This is a genomic window from Pseudorhodobacter sp. W20_MBD10_FR17 (genome assembly GCF_052119765.1).
Taxonomy (GTDB): Bacteria; Pseudomonadota; Alphaproteobacteria; order Rhodobacterales; family Rhodobacteraceae; genus Pseudorhodobacter.
In genome coordinates this window covers 184,604-201,199 of record NZ_JBGQOQ010000001.1, presented here as the reverse complement: position 1 = coordinate 201,199, position 16,596 = coordinate 184,604, and the positions used below count along the sequence as shown (strand labels likewise).

Genomic DNA, 16,596 nt, shown 5'->3' with positions numbered 1-16,596 from the left:
AACAGCCTTTCACCCAGCCCAAAACCCAGCCACAACTCTGTCTTTCAAGGGTCACAACCTTTAACATGTTACAAATATTAGCAACTTTCTAGGCGAAATAGGTAAACAAAAGATGACCGACGCTTTTCATATCCTCGGCGAAAATCGGCCTTCGCGGTTTTTGATCACCTGTGACCATGCCACAAACCGTGTGCCTGCTGCGGTAAACGGCGGTGATCTGGGCATTTCAGCCGACGATATGGCGCGGCATATTGCCTATGATCCGGGTGCTGCTGGTCTAACCGCCGCCCTTGCACAGGCCTTGGATGCCCCTGCGATTCTGTCAAACTTCTGCCGCTTGGTGATCGACCCTAACCGTGGTGCTGATGACCCTACTTTGGTGATGAAGCTGTATGATGGCACGCTGATTCCTGCCAATCGCCATGTCACCCCCGCCCAAGTCGATGCCCGCCGTGACAGCCTTTATACCCCCTACCATCAGGCCTATGCGCGGCTTGCCGCCGGCCGCCCCGATACCGTTATTGTCGCCGTGCATTCCTTTACGCCTTGCCTGAAAGGGCGCTGCCCCCGCCCGTGGGATATCGGCATTCTGCACGCCCCCCAAGATGGCCGCCTGAGCCGCGCCTTTCTGGCCCATCTGAACGCTGAGCCCGACCTGTGCGTTGGCGATAATGAACCCTACCTAGGCCACTTGCCCGGCGATGCGATTGATCGTCACGCCCTTCAAATGGGCCGCCACAACACCTTGATCGAATTACGCAATGACCTGATAATGACCGAAGACGCCCAAACCGCTTGGGCCAATCGCCTTGCGCCGATGCTTATCGCGGCCCTGCATGAAGTCGAAAAGGAAACCTGAATGGATGACGCCACCCGTACCGAGCTTGAGGCCGCCGCCTTTCGCCGCCTTGTCGAGCATCTGATGGACAAGCGCCCCGATGTGCAAAACATCGACATGATGAACCTGACAGGGTTTTGCCGCAACTGCCTGTCGCGCTGGTACCAAGAGGCGGCGAATGAATGCGGCATCGAGATGGACAAAGACGCCGCGCGTGAGGTGATCTATGGCATGCCCTATGAAGAGTGGCGCACAGCCAATCAAACCCCCGCCGATGCCGAAAAGCAGGCGGCCTTTGCCAAGGCATTCAAAGAAAACGTCGGCTCATAGGGGGCAGGCGGTTCAGCGAATGGGCCTATGCGCGGCCTCAGCTTTTTACCCAAGGTCAATGCAATCCCCGATTGTTTTCGCCAAGTGTAAAATGCTGCGTAGGTGAAACCTGTTGATTTTACGCGTGATGTTTGCGTGCTTGATTCGGCCTTATTCACGGCAGAATTTTGCGCCCGAAATCTGAACGCTGCTCCAACATCCCTTTGGTGCTTTGTTTCCAATCTGGCGCAAAAGACTGCGATGCTAGCTAACTGTTTAGTCAAACCCCGCAATATCCCCGCGCCTTAAGAAACTTATTGACTCGTGGCGTGATTAACCTTTCTTAACCTTTTACCAGCTCTGGTTTTAAACGTTTATTAGGTCACATATTTTCAAGGTGCTTCTATGGAACTGTTCCTCCTTTTCCTCGTCCCCCTCGCGCTGGGCAGCCTGTTCATCGGCGGTGGCAGCGATGAGGATGGGGGCGACACAGCGCCCGAACCGCAACCTGAAACCGTAAACGGTACCGATGACGCCGATCTTATGCGCGGCACGGGAGAGGCTGATGCAATCGATGGCGGCGATGGTGGCGATTTGCTGTTCGGCTATGGCGGCGCCGATACGCTGGCTGGCGGCGATGGCCAAGACCTTATTGACGGTGGAAACGGCAATGACGTGATAAACGGCGGGGCCGAAGATGATTGGCTGGCCGGCGCAAACGGCAATGACAGCATGAATGGCGACGCGGGCCAAGATGTGCTGTTTGGTGGCGCAGGGGATGACACCCTGAACGGTGGCAGCGGTGATGATGCTCTGATCGGCTCGACTGGCGCGGATCATCTTTATGGCGGCAGCGGTGATGATTACCTTAACGGCGTTTCACCCGATCCAAGTGACCCATCGGTCCCTGCGATTGACGCAGACACCCGCGACGAGCTTACCAGCGCAATCAAGGGCCGCTTTGGCGATGACGCGACCAATGCCGATATCCAACGCTTTATGCGCGATCTGGCCTCTCAGGCCGGTGATCATGCGCCAGATGCGCTGGAAGGCGGCGCTGGCAGCGATTGGCTCTATGGTGACAACGGCGATACCATGACTGGCGGGAGTGAGCTTGATACCTTTGAAATCAGCCATACGCTGGGCAATGCGCCCGTAACCATCACGGATTACGATCCAAATGAAGGCCTGCACGTCACGACCTATGGCACCCACGCAGCTTCGGATGAATTCGGCCTGCGTGATGCTGCGGATGGATCTGGTGCCGAACTGGCGTTGAACGGTGAAGTCATCGCCAACCTCACAGGCCTTTCCGCAGCCTCGCTTAGCACGGGCGAAATAACCCTGCGATACGCTGATAATCTTGATGCCGTCTATTCCGCCACGCATCTTGGTGAAACGACCCCCGCAGTGGGTACAGACGGGAATGACCTTTTCCGTGGCACGAGTGCGGGTGACACATTTGACGGCGGCGCAGGTAATGATTTGCTATTCGGTCGCAACGGTGCCGACACGCTGGCCGGTGGTGCAGACCAAGACCTGATCGACGGCGGCAATGGCAATGACGTGCTGTCAGGCGGTGCCGATTTTGATTGGCTGGCCGGCGGCAATGGTGATGATAGCATCGATGGTGGTGGAGGCCGAGATATCCTAACCGGCGGCGCGGGCGATGATACGATGCTTGGCGGCGGTGGCGACGATTTTCTGCTAGGCTCGACAGGCGCAGACCAGATGTACGGCGGAAGTGGTGACGATTTCCTTGACGGCGTGTCGCCCACGAATGGCCAAAGCCTTGCCGATGCGTTCAATGTTGATGAGCGTGGCGAGATTACCCAGACGTTTGAAACCAACTTTGGCGATGCCGCAACCGCAGATGATATCGACCGCTTCATGCGCGACCTGTCATCCCAAGACGGTGTCGATGCGCCGGATGCCCTGTATGGTGGCGCGGGCCAAGATATTCTTGCCGGCAATGACGGCGATACGCTGACTGGCGGCGCAGATGAGGATCTTTTCATCGTGCCGTGGCAGGAGGGCGATGATCCGGTGACGATCACAGATTATAGCGCGGTGGACGAGACTATTTTGGTGCAGATAACAGGCGACGTTACAGCTGCCTATGATTTCGGGCTGCGCGATGCCGCCAACGGGTCAGGGGTTGAAGTGTTGCTTGAAGGCGATGTTGTCGCCAACTTGACCGGTCTCAGCACGGCCTCTCTCAACACGGGGCTTATCCAGCTTCAGGTTTTGCAAGGTGACGATTTTATCAACCAAAGTGCTGTCATTTTGCCAGCGCTTGCGGCCTGAACGGGCGGCGGCCAACCTGCGATCACAGGTTAATATCCGCGTGCTAATAAGGGGAGGCCTTGATAACAAGCCCTCCCCTTCGCGCTTTAAATCGCCGTCTTGCGGCTCTCTTCCAGATAAATCTCACGCAGGCGCATCGCCACTGGGCCGGGCTTGCCCGCACCAATGCTGGCGCCGTCAATTTCCACCACAGGCATCACAAAGGCCGAGGCCGAGGTAAAGAATGCCTCATCCGCAGCCTGCGCCTCTTCAATCGTAAAGGGCCGCTCTTCAACCATCATCTGCGCCTCTTTCGCAAAGCGCAAAACTGCCGCCCGGGTGATGCCGTGCAAAATATCGGTAGAAAGTTGGCGGGTGATGATCCGACCATTTTTCACGATATAGGCGTTGTTTGACGTGCCTTCGGTCACAGCACCGTCTTCCACCATCCACGCATCGTCTGCGCCAGCCTTTTTGGCCATCATCTTGCCCATCGACGGGTACAAAAGTTGCACGGTTTTGATATCGCGCCGTCCCCAGCGGATGTCCTCGATCGAGATAACTTTGATCCCCGTTTTCGTAACAGGGCTATCGGCCATACCGGGCTTGGATTGCGTAAACATCACCAAGGTCGGCTTGGTCACCGCAGGGTCAGGATAGGCAAAGTCGCGGTCGCCTGGGTTGCCGCGCGTCACCTGCAAATAAATCATGCCGTCGGTAATCTCATTGCGGGCCACCAGCTCGCGGTGAATCTCCAGCAACTCTTCGTCCGAACAGGGCGCAGCCATATCCAGCTCGTTTAAACTACGGGCAAGGCGTACCGAATGGCCGGCAAAGTCGATCAACTTGCCGCCCAAAACGCTGGTCACCTCATAGACCCCGTCAGCCATCAGAAAACCGCGGTCAAAGATCGAAACCGTGGCCTCTGCCTCGGGCAAATACTGGCCATTTACATAAACGATGCGCGACATATTCTATCCCCATAATTGAGCGCTGGGCGGATGGACGCCTTCTGCGTCAAAAACCAGCGGATTTTCACGGTCTTCGGCCAAAAGCAGCGGCCCGTCAAGGTCGGTAAAGGCCACACCTTGCGCCAGCAGCGTGGCTGGCGCCATCGCAAGCGACGACCCGACCATGCAGCCGACCATCAAATCATAGCCCTCGGCCAGCGCCGCCGTCTTTAGCGCAAGCCCTTCGGTCAGACCGCCGGTTTTATCCAGCTTGATGTTCACCACATCATACTTGCCCTTCAGGCTGGCGAGGCTCGAACAATCATGCGCCGCCTCATCCGCACACACCGGCAAAGGCCGCGCCATCTCGGCCAGCATATTATCGGCACCTGCAGGCAAAGGCTGCTCAACCAAGGCTACACCCATCGCCACCAAATGCGGCGCAAGCTCGGCATACACTTCCGCGCTCCACCCTTCATTGGCATCAATGATAATCCGTGTCTTGGGCGCACCCGCCCGCACCGCCTCTAACCGCGGCATATCATCTGGCGTGCCAAGCTTGATCTTCAACAAGGGCCTGTGGGCGTGCTTGGCCGCCTCGGCGCGCATTGCTTCGGGCGTGTCCAGTGACAAAGTAAAGGCTGTAATCTCGGGCCCCGGCCGCGCCAATCCCGCCAACTCCCAAACCCGCTTGCCCGCCAGCTTGGCCTCAACGTCCCACAAGGCGCAATCGACCGCATTGCGCGCCGCACCCGCAGGCAACGCCCCCTGCAAAGCTCCGCGCGTGATCGCAGGGTTCAAACCCTCAATCTGCGCCGTCACAGACTCTAACGTCTCACCATAACGGGCATAGGGCACACATTCCCCCCACCCCGTCACGCCACCGCGCGTAATCCGAACCGTCAGCACCTTGGCTTCGGTCCGCGATCCGCGCGAAATCGTAAACACCTGCGCCAATCGAAACACATCCGGAGTAACCGTAATCATCGCAATACCTCACGCTTTCTGTTCGGTAAAAATATCCTCGGTAGGTCCGGAGGGCAGACAGCCCTCCGGCACTTGCCACATAGCCAGCCCTCAAACAGCTAGCATAGCATCCACCAACCGCGCCGCACCATGGCGATATGGGTCAACTGTAGCCAAACCCGTCCGCGCCTCAACCTCGGCGCAATAGGCTACGGCCTCCGCATCCGACATCGCCGCCGTATTGATCGAACAGCCGATCACCACGCAATCGGGGTTGGCCACCCGTGCCAAAGCCAGCGCCATACCGCGCACGGCCTCAATGCTGGGCAATTTGTAATCCGGCAAGCCGCGCATGTGCGTGCGGGCAGGCTCATGGCAAATTACCAAAGCATCCGGCTGGCCGCCATGGATCAAGGCCAAGGTCACGCCAGAATAGCTGACGTGGAACAGGCTGCCTTGGCCCTCAATCAAATCCCAGTGGTCGGCATCATTGTCGGGGGTCAAATATTCAATCGACCCCGCCATAAAATCGGCGATCACGGCATCCAGTGGCACACCACCACCGGTGATCAAAATCCCTGTCTGGCCTGTGGCGCGAAAGGTGGCCTTCGCCCCGCGTTCGCGCATCTCGCGGTCCATGCACAGCGCGGTGTACATCTTGCCGACCGAGCAATCCGTACCAACCGCCAGCATCCGCTTGCCGCTGCGCTTTACCCCATTCGCAATCGGGTATTTCACCGATGGAATGCGTACATCATGCAATGTGCGGCCAGTCGCCTGCGCCACGGCTGCCAAATCAGGCTCATCGCGCAGCAGGTTGTGCAGGCCCGATGCAAGGTCAAACCCTTCTTCAAGCGCTTGAATCAGAACCTTTTTCCACGCTTGCGAAATCACACCGCCCCGGTTTGCCACGCCGATCACCAGCGTTTTACAGCCAGCGGCTTTGGCCTCTGCCAGTGTCATGTCGGGTAGCTTCATGTCGGCTTTGCAGCCGTCCATTCGGAATTGGCCCACTGCATATTCGGGGCGCCAATCCTTGATGCCCTGCGCCACTTTTGCGGCAAGCGGGTCGGCGGCATCGCCAAGGAACAAAAGATAGGGGGTGTTGATCATCGGGGCTCTCACTTATTGCCGTTTCAACAACAGGATGTGACATATTTTGTGACATGTGTTCAGTATTATTCGGGTGTTTAGCAGGTTTTGGCGAAGAATTCTTTGCTTTTGATGAAAATTAGAGCAGAATTTGCGTAAAGGTTTGTGCTGCGTCGCCGCAAAATTGCTGCACTGCAAAAATTGGGTTGCGGGATGGTGCGCAACAATCTAACATTTGCGGCAACAAATAAGACATTTCATTACCAAGAGGTCCGATATGAGCTTTCGCATTCAGCCTACCCCACCTGCCCGCCCCAACCGTTGCCAGCTTTTCGGCCCCGGCTCTCGCCCCGCGATTTTTGAGAAAATGGCGGCCTCGGCGGCAGATGTCATCAACCTAGATCTTGAGGATTCGGTAGCACCCACAGACAAAGACAGCGCGCGCGCCAATGTGATCACGGCGATCAGCGCGGTCGATTGGGGCAACAAAACCCTGTCGGTGCGGATTAACGGTTTGGATACGCCCTATTGGTACCGTGACGTGGTTGATCTGCTGGAACAGGCGGGCGACCGGCTTGATCAAATTATGATCCCCAAGGTCGGCTGCGCTGCCGATGTTTACGCTGTCGATGCGCTGGTCACAGCGATTGAACGGGCCAAGGGCCGCAAAAAACCGATTAGCTTTGAGGTGATTATCGAATCTGCGGCGGGCATCGCCCATGTCGAAGAAATCGCCGCCTCCTCGCCGCGTTTGCAAGCGATGAGCCTGGGGGCCGCTGATTTTGCCGCCTCAATGGGGATGCAGACCACTGGCATCGGCGGCACGCAAGAAAACTATTACATGCTGCAAGCGGGGCAAAAGCATTGGTCCGACCCGTGGCATTGGGCGCAAGCCGCGATTGTCGCCGCCTGCCGCACGCATGGCATCTTGCCGGTTGATGGCCCGTTTGGCGATTTTTCGGATGATGAAGGGTTCCGTGCGCAGGCGCGCCGTTCGGCTGTGCTGGGCATGGTTGGTAAATGGGCCATTCACCCTAAGCAAATTACCCTGTCGAATGAGGTGTTCACCCCGTCAGAGGAAGCCGTGACCGAGGCGCGCGAAATTCTCGCTGCGATGGAAGACGCCAAGGCGCGTGGCGAAGGGGCGACCGTGTACAAGGGCCGTTTGGTGGATATCGCCTCGATCAAACAGGCCGAAGTTATTGTAAAGCAATCGGAAATGCTTGCAGGCTAACGCGCATGAAAAAGGGCGGCTGAAAAGCCGCCCCAAATCAAGCTGTCGGTCAGATTAGACTGCCGAAGCGATCCAAGTTGCCAGTGCGGCCTTTGGCGCAGCGCCAACTTTGTTCGACACAACTTCACCGTTTTTGAACAGGAACAGTGCCGGAATACCGCGCACACCCAGCTCGGCCGGGCTGTTCGGGTTTTCATCAACGTTGATTTTGACGATCTTTACCTTGCCTTCATATTCTGCCGAAAGCTCTTCCAATGCTGGGCCGATCTGGCGGCAAGGGCCACACCATTCGGCCCAAAAATCCACCACAACGGGGATGTCGGATTTGCGGACTTCGGCGTCAAAGGTAGCGTCGGTGACTGGGATCGTGGCCATTACATATCTCCTGAATGGAATGTGTTTGATAGGAAAGTAAGGGTGCGTCCGCGGGACGTCAAGGGAGTGCGGTCCGACTAAGTGCCGACCTCACGATATCGGGATGGATTGGCATAAGCTGTGCGGTGCGGGTCCAGAGTAGGGCGACATCAACCTGCTTGTCAGGGTAAATCTGGCTTAGCGCCGTGTGATAAGCTGCCATTTGGCGCAACAACCCGTCCGGCACCGTCGCCAACGTCTCCGGCACCAGCAGATTGGATTTGAAATCGACCGCAAGCACTCGATCGGGCGTCACCAACAGTCGGTCAAGCGTGCCTACCATCGGTTTACCCAGCAGCGCGGCGGTGATCGGGGCCTCGGCAATCGCTTGGGGGCCGAACAGGTCGGCAAAAGCAGGGTTCGTTAACACCGTTTGCGCCTCGGCCAGCAATTCGGCGGCGTCAGGGGCACCCGCTAGCAGCGGGCCAGCCAGCATGGGCCAATCGGTGGGCGGATGATTGGGCAATTGTTCCAGCAATACATGCAGGCGGGTGCCGCGATCCTTTGCTGCGCGGTTGTCATCATCCGTTGTGAAATCGCCGGGCAGAGCCTTGGCCCCGCCAAGGTTTGACGGGTTCAGCGGCTGATCTGGGCGGTTTTCCACTGCGGCATGGGCCTGCACCCAAGCCGGAAGTGCCAGAGTTTCCACCACTGGTCTAGCCGTTGGGCCAATATCTTCGGGCCATTCGCCCTCGGCCAAACGTAACCCGCCGCCTGTGGCGTTGGTGGCGCCAGCCGCAACCATCGCCTCTTGGATCAAGCGGTACCAAACCACGTTTGAGGCATCCTCATCACCGCTTTTATCGGCCCCAATAGCGCCCGCAGCACCCACAATCAGCCAGCTTTGCGCCCGCGTCATCGCAACATAGAGCAGGCGCATCGCCTCGGCCTCTTCGCGCATTTTGCGTTCTGTGCGGGCGCTGGCTATCGCCTCGGGGCTTTCGGCCTTTGGCACTTTCCACACGGGGCCTTCAGGCAGTACAAACAGTTCATTGCGTTCGCGGGCGGTGTATTGCGCGGTATCGGGCAAGATAACAATCGGTGCCTCAAGACCTTTGGACCCATGCACCGTCATCACGCGAATACGTTCGCCGGCGCTGTCCATCTGACGTTTAACCTCAACGTCATCCGTCTCTAACCAACCCAAAAAGCCGGTCAGGCTGGGCACGTCATTGCGCTCATAGGCAAGCGCTTGCGACAGCAATTCGTCAATCCCATCCTCGGCCTCGGCCCCTAAACGGGCCAGCAATTTGCGGCGACCATCATGGCGGGTCAGCATCCGCTCGATCAGGTCATAGGGGCGCATAAAATCGGCCTGATCGCGCAAATCTTGCAGGATTGAGACTGTTTTTCCGTGCTGTGGGTCGGTTTCCAGTGCCCGCCAAAGATAGCCTTTGCGCGGTTGGGCAAGGCTGTAAAGTTGTTGTTCGGTCCAGCCAAACAGCGGGCTGCGCAGGCAGGCGGCAAGTGCCAAATCATCCTCGGGCGTGGCCAGAAACGACAGCAAAGCGGCAAGGTCGCGTACTGCCAGTTCCGCCCCCAGTTTCAAACGATCCGCCCCTGCAATTGGCAAGCCCAGTGCCTTGCACGCCTGAATGATGCTGGAAAAAATCTCGGACCGGCGGCGCACAAGGATCAGGAAATCACCGGCATGCACGGCGCGGGTTTCTTTGCCGCCTTTGATCGGGATTTGCGTGCCCTTGGCGATGGTGTGCCGGATGGTTTCGGCAACCTTTTGGCCCAGCTTGGCAGCGTGATGTTCCTCGGAAATCAGATCGACAGGGTCGTACCAATTATCAGGCTCGGGGTTGGGCGACTTTTCAATCACCGGCCACAGATCAACCCGCCCCGGCATATCGGGGAAAAACGCGATGTGCTTGACCTCGCCGCCCAAACCCTTTTCGCGGCGCTCGTCAAAGGTCAGGTCAACCAGCCGCAAAATCGTGTTGGACGAACGGAAAGAATGTTCCAACAACAGCTCTTGTAGCGGGGTTTCGACCTGCTCCAGCTTGCCTTTAAACAGGTCGCGCTTTTGGTCAAACGCCTCAACATCCGCGCCTTGGAACGAATAGATCGACTGCTTTTTGTCGCCCACAACGAAAATCGTGCGGGGTTCTTCGCGCGCGCCACGGCCCGATGTGAACTCATCCGCCAGCAGTTCAATCACGCGCCATTGGTCGGGGCTGGTGTCTTGGGCCTCATCCACCAAAATGTGGTCAATGCCGCCATCAAGCCGAAACAACACCCACTGCGCGACCAAAGGGTCGGTCAGTAGGGCCTTGGCATAGGTGATCAGGTCGTCGAAATCGAGCCACCCCCGCGCCTCTTTGCGGGCCTTGTATTCGGGTAGGAACGCGGCGGCAAAGCGGTGCAAAACGGCGGTGCGTTTGGCAGCGTTCAGGGCGATACGGGCGCCGCGCGCAGCCTCTACCCTGCGCATCAAATCCTCTAGCCGGTCAAGCAAAGGCCCGAGTTTGGGCTGGGTGCCTTTGGTTGGAAACGTCCCTAACTTGGCAGAAAATGGCAGTTTTGCACCCGCGCCCGTTAGCAAAACCCCCTCAAGCCCCGATAGCAATCGCAGATCGGGCGCATCAAGGTTTAGCGCGCGCAGCTTATCCGCAGCCTTTACATCATTGGTCGATCCGGTGGCGATAATCTCTGCGGCCTCAGCCAGCCACTCAGCCTCACCCCCCAAGAAAACCTGCTCTAATATGGCGGTTTCGGTTTGGTTGTCCGGCACATCAAACAGCGCGCGGCAGTCTGCATCTGACAAAAAGCGCGTAAAATCATTGCGGCGGTTTGCAACCTCACCGGCCAAAGACCCAAAATCCTCGCCTGTATAGGCACCGGCCAATGCGGCGATGACCTCGGGCGCGCCATTATCGGCAAGTTCGTCAATGATTTCATCGCGCAGCAGGCTGGCGGCGCGGTCGTCCATCTCGGTGAACTGCGGCGACACCTTTGCCTCTAGCGGAAAGCGCCGCAAAAGGGACGCGCAAAATGAGTGGATGGTTTGAATCCGCAAACCGCCCGGTGTTTCAATCGCGCGGGCAAAGAGCTGGCGGGCGCGGGCCAGTCGTGCGGCATCAATGGCATCATCCACGCCCAGATCGGCCAAGGCCTGCCGCAGCGCCGTGTCTTCTTTCATCGCCCATTCACCAAGGCGGGCAAACAGACGGTTCTGCATCTCGGATGCGGCGGCTTTGGTGTAAGTTAGGCACAAAATCCGCCCCGGATCGACGCCCGACAGCAGCATCCGCGCCACTCGGTCGGTCAGCACCCGCGTTTTTCCAGACCCCGCGTTGGCCGATAACCATGTCGATGCGCGCGGGTTGGCTGATTGCACCTGCCGCGCGGAAGCTGCGTTGCGGATCATACTATATCCTCGGGCTGTGCATCATCGGTCATTTCCCATTCGCCAAAGCGGGCGAGGTGGTCGTAATCGCCCGGAAAGCGTTCGCCATGCATGGCGCGGCGTGAAACATAGCCGCGCTCGGGCGACATGTACTCGCCGATCAGGTGGTGCAACTCCTCCCACACTTGGCCAAGGGCTGCGTCATCTGGTCTGCTGGTTTCATCTTTGGGGCTGGCGCCAAGGCCGATGTAGGTGATGCCCTCCACCTCGCGCGGGCCATCAAGCGGTTTGAACGCGCCACGGGTAACCATCGCCGCCTCTAGCAGCAGTTGTTTGTCAAAATACTTTTGCTGGTTTGCGTTCGGCGGGCTTCCGGTTTTGTAGTCGAAAATATGCACGCGGCCATCGGGCAGGGCATCAATCCGGTCAGGCTTGGCGGTTAGGGTAAAGGGCAGGCCGGTCAGCTCAATCGCGCCTTGCTCTTCGATCACCACAGGGGTGCCACCCAACGACGCCTCAACCGACAAAAAGAAATCGGCGGCGCGGTGCATCCGCGACAGCCAAAGCGCGCGGGCGGCGGGCCAGGGTACTTCCTCGGCCAACACGGTTTCGGCCACCGCGATTAGGCGAGCGCGGGCGGCATCGCGCGACTCATTTGGGGGGCGGGTGCGGGTGAATGTTTCCAACACCATATGCAGAACCGAGCCACGCAGCATCGCATCGGGTGATGGCCGCAAAGGGTTCAGCTTGAACAGCCGCAGAATGTGGCGGGCATAAATGGCGTAAGGGTCGCGCAGCAGGGTTTTTATGCCTGTGACTGCCAGTTTGGCTGGCCGTGCGGATACGGGCGGGCGCGGGGCAGGGCGGTGGGCATTGGCAACCTGCGGGGCGCGTTCTGCCGCCGAGGCAAGCGCAAGCCAGTCCTTGCCCCGCGCGGTCATCTGCGCAAGGGCGGCTTTGCCGCCTTGGTCGGGTAGCCCGTTCAGCAGGTTCGTCAAGCGGTTCACCCAGCGCGAGGCGACGGTTTCGGCATCGGCATTGCGCACGGCCCGGCTGATCACAACACGCGGCGCGGCCACCGCTTGCTGATAATCATGCGCCGAAAGGCCGATCCGGCGTTCGGGCAGCAGCAAGCCGGCCTCAAGCCGCATGGCGCGGTTCATCCAGGGGTCGGGCGGCGGCGATTGCGGCCAAATGCCATCATTCAGCCCGCCAAGGATCACCAGTTCCGCCCCCTGAACGCGGGCTTCAATCGTGCCCCAGATCATGATGCGCGGGTGCGATTGGACAGACTCGCGCACCTCGCCCTTGTTCAGAATGGCCTCAAACAAATGCCGATAATCGGCGGGGGTCATGGTGCCGCCAAACGCGGCCTCAGACTCCAGCTCGGTCATCGTGGCGAGCGCGCTTTTGCCGGCCTCTTTTTCCCAAAGTTGGCTGGTCTGCGCAGAGGGCGCAGGGCCAAGCGCCAAAGCCTCGGCCAGTTTGCGGTGCCTTGACAGGTGATCGGCCAATGGCATCGCGCCGGTGGTGGGGCCGGTCAGGGTTGCCGCAAGCCACTGCGCCCAAGGCAACACCTTGGGGTCTTTTTCGGCACCTGCCCAAGCGACCAAATCCGCGCCTGTGGGAAAGGCGGGGCCGTGGCGGCGCAGTTTTAGTTCCAGATTGCGGGTAAACAGCAAATGGTCGCCGCGCGTGATGTCGCCCGCGCCTGTTTTGGCGCTGGCGGTCAGCGGGTGCTTTAGCAAAATCAGCAGGGTTTCCGACGTCAGCCGGTTTTCAAACAGGTCCAGCACATGCCGCAAAAACCGCCCCGGCGCAGACAAGGCCAAGGGGCGGCCTGCGCTGTCATCGGGTAAAATGCCCCAGCGATCAAGCGCAGACGTAACCTGCCGCGTCAGCCCCCGATCGGGCGAGATTAGCGCGGCGGTCACGCCATCCTCGGCGGCTTTGCGTAGGATCAGCGCAATCGCCATCGCCTCGGCGCGCGGGGTCGGGGCCTCGATCAACGTCACATCGGCGCAAGCTTGGGTAAGGTCGGGCAGGTGCTGGCCCTCGGTCAGCCATTGGTCGGTGACAGGGGCGGGGCGTAAGGATAATGAAATCAGCTGGTTGCGCGCGGAGCTGGGGGCGGGGTCGGCGTGCCACGGTTGAATATCGCTAGGGCCAAGGCCGAACATCTGCATCAGCTTGTGAAAGCGGTATTGCGGGTGATCCTCGGCCGTCAGGGCATCGCCCAAGCCATCCCAAACGGCAGCGGGCAGATCAAAATCAAAACCCGGCAAAATGATCACACCTTGCGGCAGTTTTGCCACGGCCTGCATAAACAGCGCCGTTGTGCCGCGCGAGCCCGTCGAGCCTGCAATGATAACAGGATCACGCGGCGGCGCAATTTTCCACAGTTCCGCAATCGCCTCTACCAATTTGCGCTGTCGGGTTTGGCTGTCGGGCTGGTCCATTTGTGCCAGCAGTTGCGCAACAATCGCCATGAATTCCCGCGTCCGCGCCCAATGTGCCGAGTGGTTTGCCACATCGAGTGTGGCAATTTTATCGGACGACACGCCCTCGCCCTGCATTTCATCCAGCAAGGTCGCAAGGCTATCGGCAAGGTCATAGAGCGCCGAACGTGGCGCAAGATCGGGTTGTTGCTGTAATAGCCCCTCGATCAACTGCGCCAAAACCAAACGCTGCCGCAAGGGCGAGACAGCGGGCGGAATACCCGCAGCCGGAAAGGCGGTTTCAAGATCGGTAACAAGGCGCAGGCGCGGCAAAAAGCTGACACCTTGGGCGATGAACAGGTCTTTGATCCGGCGCTGCATGCGGGTGGTGTTCACGTACAATATGACACGCGCCATCGCCTCGGGCGGCTGGCCTTGCATGCGTTGCTTTAGTCCCGCGACCAGTTGCGCGGGAAAATCGGCACCCGGTGGCAGGGCAAAAATATGTGGGCCGGGGCTAGACAGCATTGGCGGCCTCCAGCATGTCTTCTGCCTCTTCAATGCCTTGGGGGCGGCCAACATCGCACCAACCGCCCGTATGCAACACGCCATAAGCGCGGCCATTTGCGATCATTTGATCCCAGAGGATGTTGAGCGAAAAGGATTGATCCGCGATGGTCTCAATGCCTTTGGGAAGCAGAATCTGTGCCCCCAGATAGGCGAGGCCTGGCGCACCATTCGCGCGGGAAATCCGGCCATCTGGTGCCAGAATGAAATCACCCGTGCCGCGAAATCCCTTGATCTGGGACGGCGGCGCCAAAAGCAAAAGCGCGTCCATCCTGCTGGAATCCCATTGGTTGCGCAACGTCATCAGCGGGTTTGCCCCTGTCCAAACCGCGTCGGTGTTCAACGTAAAAACCGGCCCTGCGCCAAGGATAGGCAAGGCCGCGCGTAGCCCGCCGCCGGTTTCCAAAATCTGTTTGCGTTCCCACGACTGGGCGATATTGGGGTTGCCCTGCAGGTGTGTGGCAATTTGATCGCCTTTGTAGTGCAGGTTTACCACGGCTTTGGTCAGGCCAGCGCCAGAAACCTGATCCAGAGCATGATCCAGCAAAGCCTTGCCTGCCACTTTAATAAGCGGCTTGGGCTGGTTTGCGGTCAGTTCCCCCATGCGCGTCCCAAAACCCGCCGCAAACAGCATCACCGCGTCTGGTTTGTTCCGCATTGCGCACGTATCCTTTCAAGGGCACCGGCCGAGGGTTCTGGCAGCCAGAGAGCACAGATTTCGGCCAAGTCAGCAAGAGCCGGATGTGCCAGATTTCGCTGTAGTTGCCGCCAAACCCGCGGGATGAGGGGCACATACTGCGCCTTGCCCGCCACCAAGCACAGCCGCGCAAAGATGCCCAGAATGCGCAATGCCCGCTGTGCGCCGATCGTCGCATAGGCGGCGTCAAAGTTCTGCGTGTTGCTGGCCGCCTGAAAGCGCGCGATCATAGCGGCCTCGGTTTGCGGGGAAACGTCGCGCCGTGCGTCTTGCAACAGCGACACCAGATCATAGGCGGGTTGGCCCATTTGCCCCAGCTGAAAATCAAGCAAACCAACCCGCGCAATGCCAGCTCGTTCGGGCAGCCACAGCAGGTTTTCGGCATGGTAGTCACGCAAAATCAACACGCGGGGGCCGTCCGCATGGGTCTGCAGCGCCTGTGTTAACGTTTCGGAAAACTTTGCGGTGTCCCCCGCGTCGCCCGCAATGGCAAACCGATACCACGTTAGCCCGAAGCTGGCAGCCTCGGCCCAGTCTTCTGCGCGCAGGTTGGCAAGGCCCTGTGGGGCGGGGTTGGATTGAAGGTGCAGCAAAACATCGGTTGCGGCGGCGTAGAGCTCTGCCTCTTGCGAGGGGTCCTTTTCAACCAATCGGGCAAACAGATCATCACCGAGATCTTCGATCAGCAGAAATCCATGCTGCAGATTTTTGGCCAGAATGCGCGGCGCCGACAGCCCAAGCGCGTTGAGATGTGCGGCTATAGCAATGAAATCACGGGGGTCGTCGCCTTTACCCGGTGGGGCGTCCATCAATACGGCGGTTTTACTGGCTAAATGCAGCCGTTCATAACGCCGGTCGGATGCGTCGCCGGCCAAAAAAACGCGGCTTGCAGGGCCCCAGCCAGCATTGGCCAGAAAAGTGCTGGCATTGCGGTTTCGGTCATTCATGCGGTGGGTATGCCTTTTGAATCGCCTGCAAAAGGCCCGCGCGACCGCCTGAAACCTGCGCCTCGCGGCCTTCGGCTTTTGCACAAAGTGCTATGTTCAGCGCGGTTTCTGGCGCAAATTCACCCAGCCTGTCGGGCCATTCTATCAGGCAAATCCCGTGTTCAAGCGCCGCTTCAAGCCCCAGCTCCAACACCTCATCCGGGTGTGACAGACGGTAAAGATCGGCGTGCCAAATTTCACAATCTTCGGCGTCATAGGTTTGAACAAGTGTGAATGTCGGCGAGGGTACATCCTCGGCGCGGCCAAGTTTGGCTTGGATGAAGGCGCGGGAAAGATGCGTTTTTCCGGCCCCGATGCCGCCCCTCAGCAATACAGTATCACCCGCTTGCAACAGTGTTGCCAGCACATGCCCCAAAGCTGTTGTCGCAGCATCATCAGGTAGGTGACAGGTAAATACAGTGTTGATTGTCATGGTCTTAGTTTTACGCGCTACACCGTCCGGT

Annotated in this window: 13 protein-coding genes; 4 read left to right on the top strand and 9 right to left on the bottom strand. The window is 58.8% G+C overall.

The window, feature by feature from the left end; all coding sequences use genetic code 11:
• Positions 1-112: 112 nt before the first annotated feature.
• The 3 genes from ACEN2J_RS00980 to ACEN2J_RS00970 all read left to right on the top strand — a co-directional run bounded on the left by ACEN2J_RS00980 (position 113) and on the right by ACEN2J_RS00970 (position 3,454).
• Positions 113-859, top strand: coding sequence for an N-formylglutamate amidohydrolase (locus ACEN2J_RS00980; protein WP_442102519.1), 747 nt, complete (start codon positions 113-115; stop codon positions 857-859).
• Positions 860-1,168 carry a DUF1244 domain-containing protein gene (locus tag ACEN2J_RS00975; protein WP_442102517.1) on the top strand — a complete coding sequence of 103 codons (309 nt, stop codon included), beginning with the start codon at positions 860-862 and terminating at the stop codon, positions 1,166-1,168. It begins immediately after the preceding gene.
• A 384-nt stretch (positions 1,169-1,552) separates the two neighbouring features.
• Positions 1,553-3,454, top strand: a complete 1,902-nt coding sequence (locus ACEN2J_RS00970) for a calcium-binding protein (protein WP_442102516.1) — start codon at positions 1,553-1,555, stop codon at positions 3,452-3,454.
• A gap of 86 nt (positions 3,455-3,540) precedes the next feature.
• Here ACEN2J_RS00970 and ACEN2J_RS00965 read toward each other — a convergent pair whose 3' ends face one another.
• The 3 genes from ACEN2J_RS00965 to dgcN form a co-directional block, all read right to left on the bottom strand.
• Positions 3,541-4,404, bottom strand: coding sequence for a D-amino-acid transaminase (locus ACEN2J_RS00965; protein WP_442102514.1), 864 nt, complete (start codon positions 4,402-4,404; stop codon positions 3,541-3,543).
• A 3-nt stretch (positions 4,405-4,407) separates the two neighbouring features.
• On the bottom strand, positions 4,408-5,370 hold the full coding sequence (dgcA, locus tag ACEN2J_RS00960) for an N-acetyl-D-Glu racemase DgcA (RefSeq protein ID WP_442102513.1): 963 nt from the start codon (positions 5,368-5,370) through the stop codon (positions 4,408-4,410).
• Positions 5,371-5,460: 90 nt separating this feature from the next.
• On the bottom strand, positions 5,461-6,462 hold the full coding sequence (gene dgcN, locus ACEN2J_RS00955) for an N-acetyltransferase DgcN (RefSeq protein WP_442102511.1): 1,002 nt from the start codon (positions 6,460-6,462) through the stop codon (positions 5,461-5,463).
• A gap of 256 nt (positions 6,463-6,718) precedes the next feature.
• Between dgcN and ACEN2J_RS00950 the strand changes: the two genes are divergently transcribed.
• Positions 6,719-7,675, top strand: a complete 957-nt coding sequence (locus ACEN2J_RS00950; RefSeq protein ID WP_442102510.1) for an L-malyl-CoA/beta-methylmalyl-CoA lyase — start codon at positions 6,719-6,721, stop codon at positions 7,673-7,675.
• A 54-nt stretch (positions 7,676-7,729) separates the two neighbouring features.
• Here ACEN2J_RS00950 and trxA read toward each other — a convergent pair whose 3' ends face one another.
• From trxA to tsaE, 6 genes are read right to left on the bottom strand one after another with little or no spacing between them, the layout of a single operon-like run.
• Positions 7,730-8,050 carry a thioredoxin gene (gene trxA / locus ACEN2J_RS00945; RefSeq protein WP_442102509.1) on the bottom strand — a complete coding sequence of 107 codons (321 nt, stop codon included), beginning with the start codon at positions 8,048-8,050 and terminating at the stop codon, positions 7,730-7,732.
• 58 nt (positions 8,051-8,108) lie between these two features.
• On the bottom strand, positions 8,109-11,465 hold the full coding sequence (gene addA, locus ACEN2J_RS00940) for a double-strand break repair helicase AddA (RefSeq protein WP_442102507.1): 3,357 nt from the start codon (positions 11,463-11,465) through the stop codon (positions 8,109-8,111).
• Positions 11,462-14,410 (bottom strand): double-strand break repair protein AddB, encoded by a 2,949-nt coding sequence (gene addB / locus ACEN2J_RS00935; RefSeq protein ID WP_442102505.1) that lies wholly within the window; start codon positions 14,408-14,410, stop codon positions 11,462-11,464. The genes addA and addB overlap by 4 nt, the downstream gene beginning before the upstream one ends.
• Complete coding sequence (locus ACEN2J_RS00930) at positions 14,400-15,107, bottom strand: nucleotidyltransferase family protein (RefSeq protein WP_442102504.1); 708 nt, start codon at positions 15,105-15,107, stop codon at positions 14,400-14,402. The genes addB and ACEN2J_RS00930 overlap by 11 nt, the downstream gene beginning before the upstream one ends.
• Entirely contained in the window at positions 15,083-16,093 is a 1,011-nt protein-coding gene (locus ACEN2J_RS00925; RefSeq protein ID WP_442102502.1) for an aminoglycoside phosphotransferase family protein, read from the bottom strand. The genes ACEN2J_RS00930 and ACEN2J_RS00925 overlap by 25 nt, the downstream gene beginning before the upstream one ends.
• Complete coding sequence (gene tsaE, locus ACEN2J_RS00920; protein WP_442102500.1) at positions 16,086-16,565, bottom strand: tRNA (adenosine(37)-N6)-threonylcarbamoyltransferase complex ATPase subunit type 1 TsaE; 480 nt, start codon at positions 16,563-16,565, stop codon at positions 16,086-16,088. The genes ACEN2J_RS00925 and tsaE overlap by 8 nt, the downstream gene beginning before the upstream one ends.
• Positions 16,566-16,596: the final 31 nt, after the last annotated feature.